This window comes from Mycobacterium sp. NGS34 (genome assembly GCF_059812845.1).
In genome coordinates this window covers 284512-301870 of sequence record NZ_JCALDM010000005.1, presented here as the reverse complement: position 1 = coordinate 301870, position 17359 = coordinate 284512, and the positions used below count along the sequence as shown (strand labels likewise).

Sequence of the window (17359 nt, the reverse complement as noted above, 5' to 3'; positions counted from 1 at the left end):
CGGTTAGAACACCGTTGTGCACAACCGTAGTCGCGCGGCGCGTGTTCCCGCTCCGTCGCTCCGGTTACCGCGCGTTCACCGACACGTTTAAGTTGGACGCGTGGCCCTTCCAAACCTCACCCGTGACCAGGCCGTCGAACGCGCAGCCCTGATCACCGTGGACAGCTACCGGATCGACCTGGACGTCACCGACGGCTCGGGGGCACCGGGCGATCGGACGTTCCGGTCCACCACCACGGTGGCATTCGAGGCGCTCGGCGGCGCCGACACCGTCGTCGACATCGCCGCCGAAACCATCCGCAGCGCCACCCTCAACGGCCGCGAGCTCGACGTGTCCGGATACGACGAGTCGACCGGCATCCCGCTGCGCGGGCTCGAGAAGCACAACGTCCTCGTCGTCGACGCCGACTGCCGCTACTCCAACACCGGCGAGGGGCTGCATCGCTTCGTCGACCCGGTGGACGACGAGACCTACCTGTACTCGCAGTTCGAAACGGCCGACGCCAAGCGCATGTTCGCATGCTTCGACCAGCCCGACCTCAAGGCGACGTTCGACGTACGGGTGGCCGCGCCAAAGCACTGGAAGGTGATCTCCAACGGCGCGACAGTGTCGACGGAAAACGGTGTGCACACCTTTGCCACCACCCCACGGATGAGCACCTACCTGGTGGCGCTGATCGCCGGCCCGTACGCCGAGTGGAAGGACACCTATACCGACGAACACGGCGAGATCCCGCTCGGCATCTACTGCCGCGCGTCGCTGGCCGAATTCATGGACGCCGAGCCGTTATTCACCCAGACGAAGCAGGGATTCGGCTTCTACCACAAGAACTTTGGCCTGCCGTATGCGTTCGGCAAGTACGACCAGCTGTTCGTCCCCGAGTTCAACGCCGGCGCCATGGAGAACGCGGGGGCGGTGACCTTCCTCGAGGACTACGTCTTCCGCAGCAAGGTCACCCGGGCCTCCTACGAGCGGCGCGCCGAGACGGTGCTGCACGAGATGGCCCACATGTGGTTCGGGGACCTCGTGACGATGACGTGGTGGGACGACCTGTGGCTCAACGAGTCGTTCGCGACCTTCGCGTCGGTGTTGTGTCAAAGCGAGGCAACCGAATTCACCGAGGCGTGGACGACGTTTGCCACCGTCGAGAAGTCGTGGGCGTACCGCCAGGACCAGCTGCCCTCGACGCACCCGATCGCCGCCGAGATCCCCGACCTGGCCGCCGTCGAGGTGAACTTCGACGGCATCACCTACGCCAAGGGCGCGTCGGTCCTCAAGCAACTGGTCGCGTACGTCGGGCTGGAGCACTTCCTGGCCGGGCTGCGCGATTACTTCCGCACGCACGCCTACGGCAACGCCACGTTCGGCGACCTGATCGCCGCGCTGGAAACGGCGTCCGGTCGCGACCTGTCCGACTGGGGCCAACAGTGGCTGAAAACCACCGGCCTGAACACGCTGCGGCCCGACTTCGACGTCGACGCGGACGGCAAGTTCACCCGGTTCGTCGTGCGGCAAAGCGGCGCCGCGCCCGGCGCGGGCGAGACGCGGGTGCACCGGCTGGCGATCGGCATCTACGACGACGATGGCTCCGGCAAGCTGGTCCGGGTGCACCGGGAGGAACTGGACATCGAGGGCCCGGACACCGAAGTTCCCGCGCTGGTTGGGGTTTCGCGGGGCCAGCTGATCCTGGTCAACGACGACGACCTGACCTACTGTTCGCTGCGCCTGGACGAACGGTCGCTGCAGACCGCGCTGGAACGGATCGCCGACATCGCCGAGCCGCTGCCGCGCTCGCTGGTGTGGTCGGCCGCGTGGGAGATGACCCGCGAGGCCGAGCTGCGCGCCCGCGATTTCGTGGCGCTCGTCTCCGGCGGCATACAGGCCGAAACCGAGGTCGGCGTGGCGCAGCGGCTGCTGATGCAGGCCCAGACCGCGCTGGCGTCCTACGCCGAGCAAGGCTGGGCGCGCGAGCACGGCTGGCCGCAATTCGCCGACCGGCTGTTGGAGTTGGCGCGCGCCGCAGCGCCCGGATCGGATCACCAGCTCGCGTTCGTCAACACGCTGTGCACCGCGGTGCTGTCCACGCGACACGCCGTCACACTGGCGGACCTGCTCGATCACGACCCGGCCGAGCTCGGGCTGGCCGGCCTGGAGATCGACACCGACCTGCGGTGGCGCATCGTGACCGCGCTGGCCGCCGCCGGCGAAATCGACGCCGACGGGCCCGCGACCCCGTTCATCGACGCCGAGGTGCAGCGCGACCCGACCGCCGCCGGCAAGCGCCACGGCGCCCAGGCGGCCGCGGCGCGGCCCCAACTCGAGGTCAAGGAGCAGGCCTGGACGACGGTGGTCGAGGACGACACCCTGGCCAACATCACGGCCCGCTCGATGATCGCGGGCATCGCACCGCCGGGACAGCACGAGTTGCTCAAGCCCTTCACCGCGCGCTACTTCGGGGCGATCGCCGGGGTGTGGGAGCGGCGGTCCAGCGAGGTCGCGCAGACCGTGGTGATCGGCCTCTACCCGCACTGGGACATCAGCGAGGCCGGCGTCGCGGCCGCCGACGAGTTCCTGAGCGACCCGCGGATTCCGCCGGCCCTGCGGCGCCTGGTGCTCGAGGGTCAGGCCGGGGTCAAGCGGTCGCTGCGCGCCCGCAAGTTCGACGCGTCCTGATAACGGCCCCGCGAGCGCGCGTGTCCGCACGCCGACACGCCGCGTTCGGCGTACATTTGCGCACCCTCGCGCGGTGGGCGGGGCGCCAGAAAGCTAGGCCGGTGAAATCCCGGCGCTGAGCACGCGGATCGCGCTGACCAGCCCGTCCACCAGGTGGCCCTGCTCGAACGCCGACGACGCGGCCGCCACCCCGAGCGGCGCGGCCGACTCGGCGCCGCGGCCGCGGACCGCCGAGCCGTAGACCACCTCGATGACGCACTGGTCGAGCGACACCGCGAGCAGCACCGCGTTGTCGGGCGTCGGCACCTTGGCCAAGATCTCGCGGGCCCGCGCGGCGGTGTCGCCGCCCAGGTCACCGAGGTAAATGGCGAACCGCGCCCGCGATGCCCGCGAGCCGTACTTCAGCGCATCGTCGATGGCGACCAGGTCGCCGATCGGGAACGGGTAGTGCACCGATAGGTCGCCCGGCTCGGTGACGCCCGAAATCCGTCCGCTGGTGGTGATCGCCGAACCGTAGGGCAGCTCGCTGGGCGCGATCGTCGCAACCTCACCATGTGCCACTTGCGCCACCTCCCACCGAGAACTCCGACGTGCCGTGTCCCCCGTGCGCGCCGCCGACGTCCTCGTCGGTGGCCGCCCACAGGATCGGCGGGTGCGTCCACTTCTCCGACATCTTGTAGGCCGCCGGGTGGGGTCCCTTGTGCCGGAAGATCAGCAGGGCCAGCACCAGGACCAGCGCCAGCGGGATTCCGATGAAGTACAGGTGAATCTCTGCAAGGCTCACGACGCAAACCGTATCCCACCGGGTGATCCACCCGCACACTTGGACACGGGATTGGTCAGGCCGCGCCCTCGCCCAGGTACCGGGCCCAGGACGGGTCCAGTTCCTTAACCGTCGACAGCAGCCGCCAGTGCTGCCCCGTCGGCGGCAGCGGCGCCCGGCGCAGCGCCCAGCCCAGCTCGGTGAGCAGCTTGTCGCCCTTGCGGTGGTTGCAGGTCGAACAGCACGCCACGCAGTTCTCCCAGGAGTGGTCGCCGCCGCGGCTGCGCGGCACCACGTGGTCGACGGTGTCGGCCTTGGCCCCGCAGTAGGCGCAGCAGAAACGGTCGCGGTGCATGAGGGCGGCGCGGGTCATCGGCACCCGCGCCCGATACGGAACCCGCACGTAGGAGCGCAGCTGGATCACCGAGGGCACCACGATCGACCTGGTCGCCGAGTGGATGACCGGCCCGGCCGGGTCGTCGTGCACCACGTCAGCCTTGCCGCAGATCACCATGACGATCGCCCGCCGCATCGGCAGCGCGGTCAGCGGCTCGTAGGTGGAATTCAGCAGCAGCACGCGCCGCCGGCTCCAGATCGAGGCCGTTTCGTGCCGGGTGGGCGGATGGGTATCGACGCTGTGCAGGGGTGACGCGGATGGGGGCCCGGTTAACCCTGCCGCGGCACCGGAACTGCGGTGGCTGCGGCGTCTCTTGCCATGCGCCATAGATCCTCCGCGGATAGTCCACCATGATTCGCCGCCAAACGCACCCTTATCGCTGGTGCGCGCCGTGACGAACCGATGAACAGAAGGCGCGTCCCGGGCCCGTTCGGCCTTGCCATCCCGGCGATGCACCACAATGGAGGGGATGGATCAGGAGAGCTTTTACGACGCCGTCGGCGGTGCCGAGACCTTCAATGCGATCGTGTCGCGGTTTTACGCGCAGGTCCCGGAGGACGAAATTCTCAGCCAGCTCTACCCCCTGGACGACCTGGCCGGGGCCGAGGAGCGGCTGCGGATGTTCCTCGAGCAGTACTGGGGCGGCCCGCGCACCTACTCCGACCGGCGCGGGCACCCGCGGCTGCGGATGCGGCACGCCCCGTTCCGGATCACCCCCATCGAGCGCGACGCGTGGCTGCGGTGCATGCACACCGCCGTCGCCTCCATCGACTCGCAGACTCTCGACGACGCGCACCGCCGGGAGTTGCTTGAATACCTGGACATGGCCGCGCACTCGCTGGTCAATTCATCGTTCTGATCCCCAGTAACCGAACGGAGCAGCATGAGCCCCGAGCCGTGGTGGTTGAGCGCGGTCTTCTACCAGGTGTATCCGCGGTCGTTCGCCGACAGCGACGGCGACGGCGTCGGCGATCTGGACGGGGTGACCGCCCGACTGGATTACCTGAAGCAGCTGGGTATCGACGCGATCTGGCTCAACCCGGTCACGGTTTCCCCGATGGCCGACCATGGCTACGACGTCGCCGATCCGCGCGACATCGACCCGCTGTTCGGCGGGATGGCCGCGATCGAGCGGCTGATCGCGGCGGCCCACGAGCGGGGCATCAAGATCACCATGGACGTGGTGCCCAACCACACCAGCTCGGCGCACCCCTGGTTTCAGGCGGCGCTGGCCGCCGGGCCGGGCACCGACGCGCGCGAGCGCTACTTCTTTCGCGACGGGCGCGGTCCCGACGGGGCGCTGCCGCCGAACAACTGGACGTCGGTGTTCGGCGGGTCGGCATGGACCCGCGTCGTCGAACCGGACGGCAACCCCGGCCAGTGGTATCTGCACCTGTTCGACGTCGAGCAGCCCGATTTGAACTGGGACCACCCGGACGTCTTCGACGACTTCGAGAAGACGCTGCGCTTCTGGCTGGAACGCGGCGTGGACGGCTTCCGCATCGACGTGGCGCACGGGATGGCCAAGCCGCCCGACCTGCCCGACGCGAAGGACGACGTCAAGGTGCTGAGCCACAGCGATGACGACCCGCGCTTCAACCACCCGAGCGTGCACGAGATTCACCGCGGGATCCGCACGATCGTCGACGACTATTCCCCGGCGGTGACCATCGGCGAGGTGTGGGTGATGGACAACCTGCTGTGGGCCGAGTATCTGCGCCCGGACGAACTCCATCTCGGCTTCAATTTCCGGCTCACCAAGATCGACTTCGACGCCCGCGAAATCCACGACGCGATCCAGAACTCACTGGATGCCACCGCAATTGAGAACGCCACCCCGACCTGGACGCTGTCCAACCACGACGTCGGCCGCGAGGTCACCCGCTACGGCGGCGGCCAGACCGGGCTGCGCCGCGCGCGGGCGATGGCGATGGTGATGCTGGCCCTGCCGGGCGCGGTGTTCATCTACAACGGTGAGGAACTGGGCCTGCCCGACGTCGTGGACCTGCCCGAGGAGGTCCTCCAGGACCCGACGTGGGAGCGCTCCGGGCATACCGAACGCGGCCGCGACAAGTGCCGGGTCCCGATTCCGTGGTCGGGCGACGCTCCCCCGTTCGGCTTCTCCACGTCCGCCGACACCTGGTTGCCGATGCCGGCGGACTGGGCCGGCCTGACCGTCGAAAAGCAGCTCGACGATCCCGAGTCCACGCTGTCCTTCTTTCGGCGGGCCCTCAAATTACGCAGGGAGCGAACCGAATTCGAGGGTGGCGAGCTCGAATGGCTGGCCGCCGAGGACGACTTGCTGATCTTCGAGCGCCACGGCGGGGCCCTGGTGTGTGCGCTCAACGCCGGCCGTCTGCCGATGGCTTTGCCACCCGGAGAGGTGATCCTGGCCAGCGCGCCGTTGGTCGACGGCAAGTTGCCGCCGGACGCGGCGGCCTGGCTGGTCTGAGCGCCCCGGAGCCCGTCAGTGCAACACCAGCGCGGCGTGTGCGCGGCGCCGGTACACCGAGCCGAACTTCGCATCGACTCGCAGCCAGGTGGGCAGGATCCGGACCCGGACCATCTCGTCGGCGCCGATGGCATCCGGTGACTGGGGCAGGAAACCCATTGCGGTCAAGGCGAACACGCAGCGCATGGGCAGGCCCACGCTCACGTCGTCCGAGCTGACCCGGATCACCTCCTGATCGAGCAGCGACACCGGCGGACCGTGAGAGCTGCCGTGCTCCTTGGCGAGTTGCGCGCCGCGCTGCGCCAGGTCCAGCATCACCCGGGCGGGCACGTCGTCGAGGTGAGTGAAGCCGGATTCGGGGGGCAGCGCCCCCCGCCACGCAGAGTCCATCGCGAAGCCGGGATCGACGTAGCCCTCGGCGTCCATCGCCGCCAGGCCGCGCGCCAGCCCGTCCGCCCCGACCGACAGGTCGTCGGGTCGCACCCGGCCGACCACCACCCGGCTGGCCAGCACGTCGAAACCCGTTGCCACCCAAGCGGTCAGCAGCCCGGCGGATCGGGCCCGCAGCCGGATGACCGCGGCGTCGTCCAGCCGCATCGCGTGATCGACGAACGTGGCGAGGTCCCCGCGGTGGGCGGCGTCACTGAGCCAGAGCCCGCGTTCGCTTATTCCCTGAGCCACCGTTGCAGATACTCCCGATGCTGAGGTGAAAGGCGAAACAGCCGCTGCTCCTCGATGTGCACGGCGGCAAGCTGGGTCTCGGCGATGACCGCGGGCTTCGACGCGGGATCGGCGTTGACCGGGCGTACCTCGTAGCCGAGCGTGAAGTCGACCGTCCGGTGCTGTTTGGTCCAAATCGTCACCTGCAGAGGCGAATCCGCCAGCCGCAGCTGGCTTTTGTAGGTGACTCGCACGTCGGCGATCAGCAACCCGATGGTCGTGACGTCCGCGGCGAAGGGCTCCTTGAGGAACTGCACGCGCGCCTCTTCGAGGATGGTGACCATGGTGGCGTGATTGACGTGCTGATACATGTCGATGTCCGATCAGCGCACGGGCACCGGCGCGACGAAGCCAACGCTCAACTCGAGGATCCCCTGCCGCTGGTGCGGGTCATCCGGCGGATCTGCCGAGCGGCGACCGACAGCGTCGCGAGATCCTTTGCCCCGCTTTCCTGGATCTCGTTCAGCGTGCGACGGGCCCGCTCCACCCGCGATGCGCTGATGTGCTCCCACTCGTTGATCTTCTCTTCGCCGCTTTCGTCGGGTTCGCCGACGGCCAGCACATCGAAGCACAGCGAGCGCAGCGACGCGTAGATGTCGTCACGAATCGCCAAGCGCGCCAACGACTGCCAGCGGTCGTGGCGGGGCAGCTCCGAAACCGCGGTCAACAGGCTGTCGGTGCCCAGCCGGTCCATCAGGGCGAAATAGGTGTCCGCCACTTCGGCGGTGTCCATCTCGGTGATGTCGGCGACGTCGATGATGTCGAGCAGGCTGTAGCGGTACAGGCCGGCCGCGACCCGGTAGGCGAGGTCTTTCGGCGCCCCCAGCGACGCGAATTCCGCGGCTTCCTTTTCCACGATGGCCTTGTCGTCACCGCGCAGCCACTCCGACATGCGCGGCGTCAACGCTTTGACCTTGGCGGCAAACCGATTGATCTCGGCGCCGACGGCGAGCGGCTGCGGGCGGTAGTTGAGCAGCCAGCGTCCGGCGCGGTCGATCAGCCGTCGCGTGTCCAGCGTCAGCCGGTCCGACAGCGCTACGGGCATGTTCGCCGCCCGGATCCGCCGCCAGATATGACTCACCCCGAAGATGGCGTCGGTGGCGACGTAGGTGCGCACCGCGTCGATCGGGCCCACGCCGACGTCTTCGGTGATCCGGAAGGCGTAGCTGATGCCCGCGGCGTCCACCAGGTCGTTGATCAGCATGGTGGTGACGATCTCCCGGCGCAGCTGGTGGGTGCGGATCTCCGGGGTGAACCGCTCGCGCAGCGGCGTCGGAAAATACTCCGGCAGCCTGGACGCGAAGACGTCCTGCTCGGGCAGTTCGGTGGTCAGCATCTCCTCTTTGAGCGCCAGCTTGACGTGGGCCATCAGCGTGCACAGCTCGGGAGAGGTGAGCCCGATGCCGACGTCGATGCGCCGGTGGATCTCCTTCTCCGACGGCAGCGCCTCCAGCTCCCGGTTGACGCCGCGTTCTTCGAGGTACTTGATTTGCATCGCGTGCACCGGCAGCAGGCTGGCCGCGTTGGCGCGGCTGGTGCCGATCAGGTCGTTCTGGTCCTCGTTGTCCAGCAGCACCAGTCGCGCGACCTCGTCGGTCATCGACTCCAGCAGCTCCTTGCGCTCCTCGGCCAGGACCTTGCCGGCGGTGACCAGCGAGTCGATCAGGATCTTGATGTTGACCTCGTGGTCGGAGCAGTCCACGCCGGCGGAGTTGTCCATCGCGTCGGTATTGATCCGCCCGCCCGACAGATCGAACTCGACGCGGCCCAGCGCGGTCACCCCCAGGTTGCCGCCCTCACCAATGACCTTGGCGCGCACCTGGTTTGCGTTCACCCGCACCGGGTCGTTGGCGCGGTCGCCGACGTCGGCGTCGGACTCGGATTCGGCCTTGATGTAGGTGCCGATGCCGCCATTGAACAACAGGTCGACGGGCGCCTGCAGGATCGCCTTCATCAGGTTGGGCGGGGACATTTCGTCGGCCCCTTCTCCCGAGCCGTCGATGCCGAGCGCCTCTCGGACCTGCGGGCTGACCGGGATGGCCTTCTGATCGCGGTCGTAGACCCCGCCGCCCTCGCTGATCAACGACTTGTCGTAGTCGTCCCAGCTGGACCGCGGCAGGTCGAACATCCGTTGCCGTTCCCGCCACGACACCGCCGGGTCGGGGTCGGGGTCCAAGAAGATGTGCCGGTGGTCGAAGGCGGCGAGCAGCCTGATGTGCTGGCTCAGCAGCATGCCGTTGCCGAACACGTCGCCGCTCATGTCGCCGACGCCGACGACGGTGAAGTCCTCGGATTGGGTGTCGACCCCCATCTCCCGGAAGTGGCGTTTGACCGCCTCCCAGGCGCCCTTGGCGGTGATGCCCATCGCCTTGTGGTCGTAGCCCACCGAGCCGCCGGACGCGAACGCGTCCCCCAGCCAGAAGCCGTAGGACTTGGCGACGTCGTTGGCGATGTCGGAGAACGTGGCGGTGCCCTTGTCCGCGGCCACCACCAGGTAGGCGTCGTCGCCGTCGCGCCGAATCACCTCGGGTGGCGGGCTGACCTTTTTCGTTGCGTGGTCGACGTTGTCGGTGACGTCGAGCAGCCCGGAGATGAACAGCTGATAGCAGGCGACGCCCTCGGCGCGGCTGGCGTCGCGGTCGGTGGCGGCGTCACCGGTCGGCAGCGGCGGCCGCTTGAGGACGAACCCGCCCTTGGCCCCGACCGGCACGATGACGGCGTTCTTCACCGCCTGCGCCTTGACCAAACCCAGGATCTCGGTGCGGAAGTCGTCGCGGCGGTCGGACCAGCGCAGTCCCCCGCGGGCCACCGGGCCGAACCGAAGGTGCACGCCCTCCACGCGCGGCGAGTACACGAAGATCTCGTATTTGGGCCGCGGCAGCGGAAGTTCGTCGATCAGTTGGGCATCGAGCTTGAGCGCCAACACGTTACGGGCGCGGGCGGATCCCTCGCGGGTGACGAAGTAGTTGGTGCGCAGGGTGGCCTGCACCAGCGACGCGAACGCGCGCAGGATGCGGTCGGTGTCCAGGCCCACCACCGCGTCGATGTCCGCGGCGACCGCGGCGGCGGCGGCTTGCGCGTCGCGACTGGTCGGCGACCCCGCGGAAATAGAAGCCCTCGGGTCGAAGAGCGCCTCGAACAGGGTGACGAGTGACCGCACGGTGGAGGGATGCTCGCTCAGCACCGATTCGATGTGGGACTGGCTGTACGGAAAGCCGGCCTGCCGAAGGTATTTCGCGTAGGCGCGCAGCAGCACCACTTGCTGCCATGTCAGCCGCGCGCGCATCACCAGTTCGTTGAACCGGTCGATCTCGACGCGTCCCTGCCAGATGGCGGTGACCGCGTCGGCGAATCGCTCCGCGGTGGCGTCCCGTTCGGCCGCCGTCCGCGCTGCCGGGATCGTCGGGTGCGGCTGGATCTTGAACTGGTAGATCCAGATCGCCAGCCCGTCCTCCCGGGTGACGGTGAACGGCCGCTCCTCGAGCACGACGACGCCCATGCTCTGCAGCATCGGCAGCAGTTGGCTCAACGAGGCGGTGTGGCCCCCCACGAACCAGGTGAGCTGGGCCGCGCCGTCCTCGCCGCGCTCGGAGAACACCAGCTTGACCGAATCATCGGACAGCTCTTTGATGATCGCGATGTGCGCGATGGCGTCGTCGGGCGTGACGGCCTGTTTGTAGACCTCGGAGAAGGCGGCGGCGTAATGCTCGGCGTCGGCGTGCGAGACGGGCCCGTCGGAGAGGTCGGCCGCGGCGGCGATCAGGCGGTCCCCCCAGGTGCGAGCGGCTTCGCTGAGCATCCCCTGGATCCGGATGCGGTTGTCTTCCGAGACGTCGACGGCGGTCGCTTTTTCGGGCAGCCGGACCATGAAATGCATGAGCGCCCAGGGCGATTCGCTGACCCGCGCGGTGAATTCCAGTCGCGTACCGCCGAATTCGTGGACCAGGATGTCCTCGATCTGCAGCCGAACCGGGGTGGTGTAGCGGTCGCGCGGCACGTAGACCAGGCACGAGACGAAGTACTGCAGGCGGTCGGCCCGCAGGAACAACAACGCGCGCCGCTGCGATCCCAGGTCCACCACCGCTTTGGCCATCGTCAGGAGCCGTTCGGCGCTGAGCGTGAACAGCTCCGAGCGCGGGACGGTCTGGATGACGTCGAGCAGCAGCTGCCCGGGGTGGATCGGGTCGCCGTCGGCCATCGCGAGCGCCTCCCGGACCCGGCTCGAGACCGTCGGGATGTCCAGGACGTCCGCGTTCATGGCGGCGACGGTGAAGAGTCCGACGAAGCGGTGCTCGAAGACGGCTCGACCGCCCTGGCCGTCGTCGGCGTATTCGCGAACCGCGATCGCGTACGGATACGCGCCGTAGCGCAGGTAGCTGCCGACCACGGACTGGGCCAGGACCAGCAGGTGGTCGTCGTCCGTCAATCGCGGGCGCGAACCGGTGCGCGTGCGCAGCACCCCGAGGCCGGTGGCGCCGTCACCTGAAACGACGTTGTCGTGCGCGCGGGCACGCTGATAACCGAGCAGCAGGAAGTTTCCGTTGCCCAGCCAGCGCAGCAGCTGGGCGACATCCTCGCGGTCCGGCGCCGAATATTGCTCGTGCGAGTTGGTTTGGACGGCCTCGGCCAGTTCACTCAGGGTGTCGATCATGGTCGACGCGTCCGTCGCGACCTGCTCGACGTCGCTCAGCACTTTGGGCAGCAGGCGGTCGACCTCGGCGAGGACCTTGCTGTCGACGGACGGCGACAGCGGGACGTAGATCCACGCCTCGCCGTCGTATTGCGACGCGCCGGGGGCTTTGGGTTCCACGCTGATCAGGTCACCCGTAGCGCTGCGGTGCACGTCGAAGACCGGGGTCATGATGCCGGCGTAGGCAACGCCGAGCCGGTGCAGCAGCACGGTGACCGAGTCCAGCAGCATGCTGCCGTGATCGGTGACGACCTGCAGGGCGGGCCCGAATCCCTCGGGGTCGTCCGCCCCGTGCACACAGACGCAGCTCCCGCGTTCGGCGCGGCACTCGGCAAGGCGATAGTGGGCGCGCAGCATGGCGGGGGTCACCATGGCGGCAGGGTTGACGGGACCGGGCACACCTGCGTCTAAGGCACCCGGTTCGTCACCACGTGGCCCGCGATAGCTCTCGATGTAGGCGTTGGCGATCCAGTCGGGAATGTCGTCACTCGTGGAGAACGTGGTCCACGGCTTGAGATCCTGCCTAGCACCGGGATCGATCGTCATGCCGATTGCTCCCAACTCGCGACGGATGCCACTCTGCGCCCGATCGCCCCACCACTCAGGCGGGGCAGCCCTGACATTAGTCGCGCGTGAGCTTGCGGTGGGTCACTCGGTGTGGCCTGGCGGCCTCCGCGCCGAGGCGTTCCACCTTGTTTTCCTCGTACGCGCCGAAGTTGCCCTCGAACCAGAACCACTTGGCCTCGTTGTCCTCGTCGCCCTCCCACGCCAGGATGTGCGTGCACGTGCGGTCGAGGAACCAGCGGTCGTGGCTGATCACCACGGCGCAGCCGGGGAATTTCTCCAGCGCGTTCTCCAGCGAGCCCAGGGTTTCGACGTCGAGGTCGTTGGTCGGCTCGTCCAGCAGGATGAGGTTGCCGCCCTCCTTCAACGTGAGCGCCAGGTTCAGCCGGTTGCGCTCGCCGCCGGACAGCACGCCCGCCGGCTTCTGCTGGTCCGGCCCCTTGAAACCGAACGCCGACACGTAGGCCCGCGACGGGATCTCGTTCTGGCCGACGACGATGTGGTCCAGCCCGTCCGAGACCACTTCCCACACCGTCTTCTTGGGGTCGATGCCGGCGCGGCTCTGGTCGACGTAGCTGAGCTTGACGGTCTCGCCGACCTTTACGGTGCCGCTGTCCGGCTGCTCGAGGCCGACGATGGTCTTGAACAGCGTGGTCTTGCCGACCCCGTTGGGGCCGATGACCCCGACGATGCCGTTGCGGGGCAGCGTGAACGACAGGTCCTTGATGAGGGTGCGCCCGTCGTAGCCCTTGTCGAGGTGGTCGACCTCGACGACGACGTTGCCCAAGCGCGGCCCCACCGGGATCTGGATCTCCTCGAAGTCGAGCTTGCGTGTCTTCTCCGCCTCGGCGGCCATCTCTTCGTAGCGCTGCAGGCGCGCCTTGCTCTTGGCCTGCCGCGCCTTGGCGCCGGACCGGACCCAGGCCAGCTCCTCGGTCAACCGCTTCTGCAGCTTGGCGTCCTTGCGGCCCTGCACCGCGATCCGCTCGGCCTTCTTCTCCAGGTAGGTCGAGTAGTTGCCCTCGTAGGGGTAGGCGCGGCCTCGGTCGAGCTCGAGGATCCACTCGGCGACGTTGTCCAGGAAGTAGCGGTCGTGGGTCACCGCCAGGATCGCCCCCGGGTAGGCGGCCAGGTGCTGTTCGAGCCACTGCACGCTCTCGGCGTCGAGGTGGTTGGTCGGCTCGTCGAGCAGCAGCAGGTCCGGCTTGGACAGCAGCAGCTTGCACAGCGCCACCCGGCGCCGCTCACCGCCGGACAGGTTGGTGACCGGCTCGTCGGGCGGCGGGCAGCGCAGCGCGTCCATCGCCTGCTCCAGCTGGGAGTCGAGGTCCCACGCATCGGCGTGGTCCAGCTCCTCCTGGAGCCGGCCCATCTCCTCCATCAGCTCGTCGGAGTAGTCGGTGGCCATCAGTTCGGCCACCTCGTTGAAGCGGTCGAGCTTGACCTTGATCTCGCCCAGACCCTCTTCCACGTTGCCGCGGACCGTCTTCTCCTCGTTCAGCGGCGGCTCCTGTTGCAGGATGCCGACCGTTGCGTCATTGGCCAGGAAGGCGTCGCCGTTATTGGGCTTGTCCAGGCCGGCCATGATCCGCAAGACGCTCGACTTGCCGGCGCCGTTGGGTCCGACGACACCGATCTTGGCGCCCGGGAAGAAGCTCAACGTGACGTCGTCCAGGATCACCTTGTCGCCGTGCGCCTTGCGGACCTTCTTCATCGTGTAGATGAACTCAGCCATGCCGCGGTTTTGCCTTTCTGGTCTTTGAGAGAGATCTCGCCGACCATCCTAGGCACCGCGCCGCGGCGCCGATTCCGCAGCTAAGCCGACAGCGGCAGCGGCCCCGTTTCGGCGGGCTCGACGCTGTCGCCGGCGTCGGCGTCCTCACCAGCGGCGTCGGCCGCGTCCGTCGCGGGCGCGGCGGCCTCGGAGGTCGGACCGGTGTAGCCCGGCTTCTCGATGCGCACGATCGCGCGGGACACGTCCGGCCCGACCGACGTCGCGCGCATCTCGAGCGACGAGCGTCGGTTGCCGTCGCGGTCCTCGTACTCGCTGGTGTACACGTGGCCCACCACGATCACCGGCGCACCCTTGCCCAGCGCGGCGCCCACGCCGGTGACCAGCTTGCCCCAGCAGTTGACGTTGATGAACAGCGAGTTGCCCGGCTCCCAGCCGCCGTCGGCCGTGCGCCGCCGGGAGTTGCTGGCGACGCGGAACTTGATGACCTCCTGGGTGCCGACCTGGCGGCGTTCGGGGTTGTTGACGATGTGGCCGACGACCGTCAGCTGTGTTTCAAACATGGGCTGATCCCTTCTGGGTTGCATTTCTCTGTGGTGACCATTGACGTCGGCACTACCGACGGGCCCGGGGCAATACGGACTCCGCCCGCGGCGCCTGTGGAAGAACCCGTGACTGTGGATCAATGCGTTGGACGGTGCTGAGGCAAGCCGGCCACGTAACTGGTACCGTATCTTGTACCACTAGCGAGGAGGTCTCTGGTGGCGATCACCGCGAGCGAGGCACGTAAGAACCTTTTCCCCCTTATCGAGAAGGTCAACGCCGACCGGACGCCGGTCGAGATCACATCGAAGGCTGGTCGTGCGGTGCTGATGTCTGCCGAGGACTGGGAAGCGTGGCAGGAGACCGCGTACCTGTTCCAGTCCCCGGCGAATGCCCGCCGGCTTCTCGACGCCGCTGACGCCTTGGACCGCGGCCACGGAATCCGGGCTGAACTCGCCGAGTGAACATCGTCTTCTCGCCTCAGGCGTGGGAGGACTACCAGCATTGGCAGACCGCCGACCGTGCGGTGCTCAAGCGGATCAACAAGCTCATCGCAGACGTGTGCCGGTCGCCGCACGAAGGCATCGGTAAGCCGGAGCCGTTGAAATACGGGCTCGTTGGCGCTTGGTCTCGGCGGATTACTTTGGAGCACCGACTCGTCTACCGGGTCGTCGGCGATGACCTTCAGATCCTCCAGGTCCGCTATCACTACGCCTAGTCGGTCACGGCCGTATCGCCATGGCGAAACTTCGCCGCAAATACCGCCGTGGCGTTACGCTCGCGGACTCCCGCTGCGCCCCGGCGTCTCGCGCCGCGCCAGTTCGGCCAGCATCGCGTTGTAGGCGTTCAGGTCGGCGTCGTCGTCCAGATCGGCCGCCCGGTCCAGTCGCCGGGCGGTGCGCTTGTCGCTGCGCGCCCACTGCACGAGCAGCGCGATCATCACGATCACCAGCGGCACTTCGCCTGCCGCCCAGGCGATTCCACCGCCCAACCGCTGATCGCCCATCAGGTCGGTGTGCCAGCTCAGCCCGAGCGAGCGGTAGTAATCGGCGCCGAGCACCTTCCGCCAGCCCATCAGCACCACCCCGAAGAAGGCGTGCAGCGGCAGCGAGGCGAACACCACGCCGACCTTCGCCAGCGGCGGAATGGGGCGCGGCGTCGGATCCACCCCGATGACGACCCAATAGAAAAGGTAGCCGCTGAGCAAGAAGTGCACGTTCATCGCCAGATGCCCGGCGTGACTGCTCACCGTGGTGTCGAACAGGTTCGACAGATACAGGCCGTAAAACCCCGCGACGAAGAGCACGGTCGCGACCACGGGATTGGTGAGGAACCGCGACACGTGGCTGTGCAGCGCGGCCAGCAGCCACTCCCGCGGGCCGGGCGGGGCGTCGCGGCCGGCGGCGGGCAGCGCCCGCAACGCCAGGGTGACCGGGGCGCCCAGCACCAGCAGGATCGGGACCAGCATCGACAGGCCCATGTGCGCGACCATGTGCATGCTGAACATCGCCGGCATGTAGCGACCGACGCCCGACGAGGTCACGAACAGCAACGCCAGGCAGCCCAGTAGCCAGGACACGATCCGCCCCGGCGGCCAGCGATCGCCACGCCGGCGCAGCCGCAGCACCGCCGCCACGTACAGCGCGGCGAAGACGATCGCCGCGGTGCCGAAGATGAGGTCGAAGCGCCAGTCGAACAGGATGCGCACCGCGGTCGGCGGCCCGTCGAAGTCGTAACCGATCTCGGCCTCGGGAATGGTGGGCAGCCGGGCCGGCGGCGGTGGCGGCGCGGTGCGGCCCAGCCCGACGGCGATGCCGAAGGTCACGCCGAACACCGCGGCCTCGATCAGCGCGAGCCTGATCAGCAGTCTGCGCGCCCGCGGCGGGCCCGGATCACCTTGCAGCGCAGCCACTCCCGAGCGCCGCTGGCGCCAGCCGAGGAAGCCCAGCACGCACAGCGCGACGAACTTGGCGACGATCAGCCGGCCGTACCCGGTGGTCAACAGGTCGGACGGCAGCACCCGCACCAGGGCGTTGACCAATCCGCTGAGCGCCATCGCCACCCAGCACCACAGCGCGACCGTCGAGAAACGCCGCGCCGCCAGCCCGATGTGGTCACCGTCGCGCAGCCCGTGGGCGAGCAGGGCGAGCAGTCCACCGGCCCACACGCTGGCGGCGACGAGGTGGATCAGCAGGCTGTTGGTGGCCAGGTCGTGCGAACCGCCGGCCGACGAATGACCGGTCAGCCCGAGCGGGATCAGCGTCATCAACGATCCGGCCAGCAGCAGCGGCGTCCACGACCAGCGCAGCACCGACAGGCTCGCCAGCGTGATCACCGCGGCCAGGATCGCCGTCCAGCGCCACGCCGAGGCGGTGTTGATCAACCCGGCCAACGACCAGATCGTGCCGGGGTCGAGGTCGGCCACGCGGTGACCGGACACATCCGAGATGGTCAGCGGGACGAGCAGGGCCGCGCACACCGCCCAAACCCCCGATGCGACCGTCCCGAGGCGAAGCGCGCGGTATCCGCCGGCATCCAGGACGCCGCTCTTTTGCGGCGGCATCAGGAACGCCGCGAACAGGAAGGACCCGACGGCCAGCACCGCGGCGATCTCCCCCGCCGCGCGGACGAACGGCAGCCCCAGCGTGGTGACCGGGCCCGGATCGGGCAATCCGGTCGCGCTCAGCGCGCCCGCCAACGAGAGCGCCCCGATCCCCGCGGCCGTGCAGCCCGCAAGTACTGCGACGCCGATCAGCGGCGGCCACACCCGCGCCCCGCGGGTGGCCGCCAGCCGGTCAACGGTCATGCAACCAGGGTATTGGGC

The 17359-nt window shown here is 68.4% G+C and carries 14 protein-coding genes; 5 read left to right on the top strand and 9 right to left on the bottom strand.

Translation table 11 applies throughout. The annotated features are described in order from the left end of the window. Positions 1-100: 100 nt before the first annotated feature. Positions 101-2674 carry an aminopeptidase N gene (gene pepN, locus AC5Y7V_RS15445; RefSeq protein ID WP_499880898.1) on the top strand — a complete coding sequence of 858 codons (2574 nt, stop codon included), beginning with the start codon at positions 101-103 and terminating at the stop codon, positions 2672-2674. 93 nt (positions 2675-2767) lie between these two features. Here pepN and AC5Y7V_RS15440 read toward each other — a convergent pair whose 3' ends face one another. The 3 genes from AC5Y7V_RS15440 to AC5Y7V_RS15430 are packed head-to-tail and all read right to left on the bottom strand — an operon-like array spanning position 2768 to position 4161. Further along, entirely contained in the window at positions 2768-3235 is a 468-nt protein-coding gene (locus tag AC5Y7V_RS15440) for a DUF5130 domain-containing protein (RefSeq protein ID WP_499880897.1), read from the bottom strand. Next, positions 3222-3458, bottom strand: coding sequence for an aa3-type cytochrome oxidase subunit CtaJ (gene ctaJ, locus AC5Y7V_RS15435; RefSeq protein WP_499880896.1), 237 nt, complete (start codon positions 3456-3458; stop codon positions 3222-3224). The genes AC5Y7V_RS15440 and ctaJ overlap by 14 nt, the downstream gene beginning before the upstream one ends. A 55-nt stretch (positions 3459-3513) precedes the next feature. Then, on the bottom strand, positions 3514-4161 hold the full coding sequence (locus AC5Y7V_RS15430; RefSeq protein WP_499880895.1) for an HNH endonuclease: 648 nt from the start codon (positions 4159-4161) through the stop codon (positions 3514-3516). Between the two features lie 142 nt (positions 4162-4303). Between AC5Y7V_RS15430 and AC5Y7V_RS15425 the strand changes: the two genes are divergently transcribed. Both AC5Y7V_RS15425 and AC5Y7V_RS15420 read left to right on the top strand, forming a co-directional pair. Then, on the top strand, positions 4304-4693 hold the full coding sequence (locus AC5Y7V_RS15425; RefSeq protein ID WP_499880894.1) for a globin: 390 nt from the start codon (positions 4304-4306) through the stop codon (positions 4691-4693). Positions 4694-4717: 24 nt separating this feature from the next. Beyond that, positions 4718-6286, top strand: coding sequence for a glycoside hydrolase family 13 protein (locus AC5Y7V_RS15420; RefSeq protein ID WP_499880893.1), 1569 nt, complete (start codon positions 4718-4720; stop codon positions 6284-6286). Positions 6287-6301: 15 nt separating this feature from the next. Here AC5Y7V_RS15420 and AC5Y7V_RS15415 read toward each other — a convergent pair whose 3' ends face one another. From AC5Y7V_RS15415 to AC5Y7V_RS15395, 5 genes are all read right to left on the bottom strand, one after another. After that, entirely contained in the window at positions 6302-6955 is a 654-nt protein-coding gene (locus tag AC5Y7V_RS15415; RefSeq protein ID WP_499881034.1) for a DUF8010 domain-containing protein, read from the bottom strand. Continuing rightward, positions 6952-7317: an acyl-CoA thioesterase gene (locus AC5Y7V_RS15410; RefSeq protein WP_499880892.1), complete on the bottom strand. Its 366-nt coding sequence runs from the start codon at positions 7315-7317 to the stop codon at positions 6952-6954. Before AC5Y7V_RS15410 ends, AC5Y7V_RS15415 begins: the two co-directional genes overlap by 4 nt. 47 nt (positions 7318-7364) lie before the next feature. Then, on the bottom strand, positions 7365-12242 hold the full coding sequence (locus AC5Y7V_RS15405; protein ID WP_499880891.1) for an NAD-glutamate dehydrogenase: 4878 nt from the start codon (positions 12240-12242) through the stop codon (positions 7365-7367). A 76-nt stretch (positions 12243-12318) separates the two neighbouring features. Continuing rightward, positions 12319-13995 (bottom strand): energy-dependent translational throttle protein EttA, encoded by a 1677-nt coding sequence (ettA, locus tag AC5Y7V_RS15400; RefSeq protein ID WP_499880890.1) that lies wholly within the window; start codon positions 13993-13995, stop codon positions 12319-12321. Positions 13996-14075: 80 nt separating this feature from the next. After that, complete coding sequence (locus AC5Y7V_RS15395) at positions 14076-14555, bottom strand: single-stranded DNA-binding protein (RefSeq protein ID WP_499880889.1); 480 nt, start codon at positions 14553-14555, stop codon at positions 14076-14078. Positions 14556-14753: 198 nt separating this feature from the next. On the opposite strand from AC5Y7V_RS15395, the gene AC5Y7V_RS15390 reads away from it, so the two are divergent. Beyond that, a complete protein-coding gene (locus tag AC5Y7V_RS15390) occupies positions 14754-14999 on the top strand; it encodes a type II toxin-antitoxin system Phd/YefM family antitoxin (protein WP_066928374.1) in 246 nt (81 codons plus the stop codon). Further along, complete coding sequence (locus AC5Y7V_RS15385) at positions 14996-15253, top strand: Txe/YoeB family addiction module toxin (RefSeq protein WP_499880888.1); 258 nt, start codon at positions 14996-14998, stop codon at positions 15251-15253. Before AC5Y7V_RS15390 ends, AC5Y7V_RS15385 begins: the two co-directional genes overlap by 4 nt. A gap of 54 nt (positions 15254-15307) precedes the next feature. On the opposite strand, the gene AC5Y7V_RS15380 is transcribed toward AC5Y7V_RS15385, so the two are convergent. Beyond that, positions 15308-17341: a bifunctional copper resistance protein CopD/cytochrome c oxidase assembly protein gene (locus tag AC5Y7V_RS15380; protein WP_499880887.1), complete on the bottom strand. Its 2034-nt coding sequence runs from the start codon at positions 17339-17341 to the stop codon at positions 15308-15310. Positions 17342-17359 lie beyond the last annotated feature (18 nt).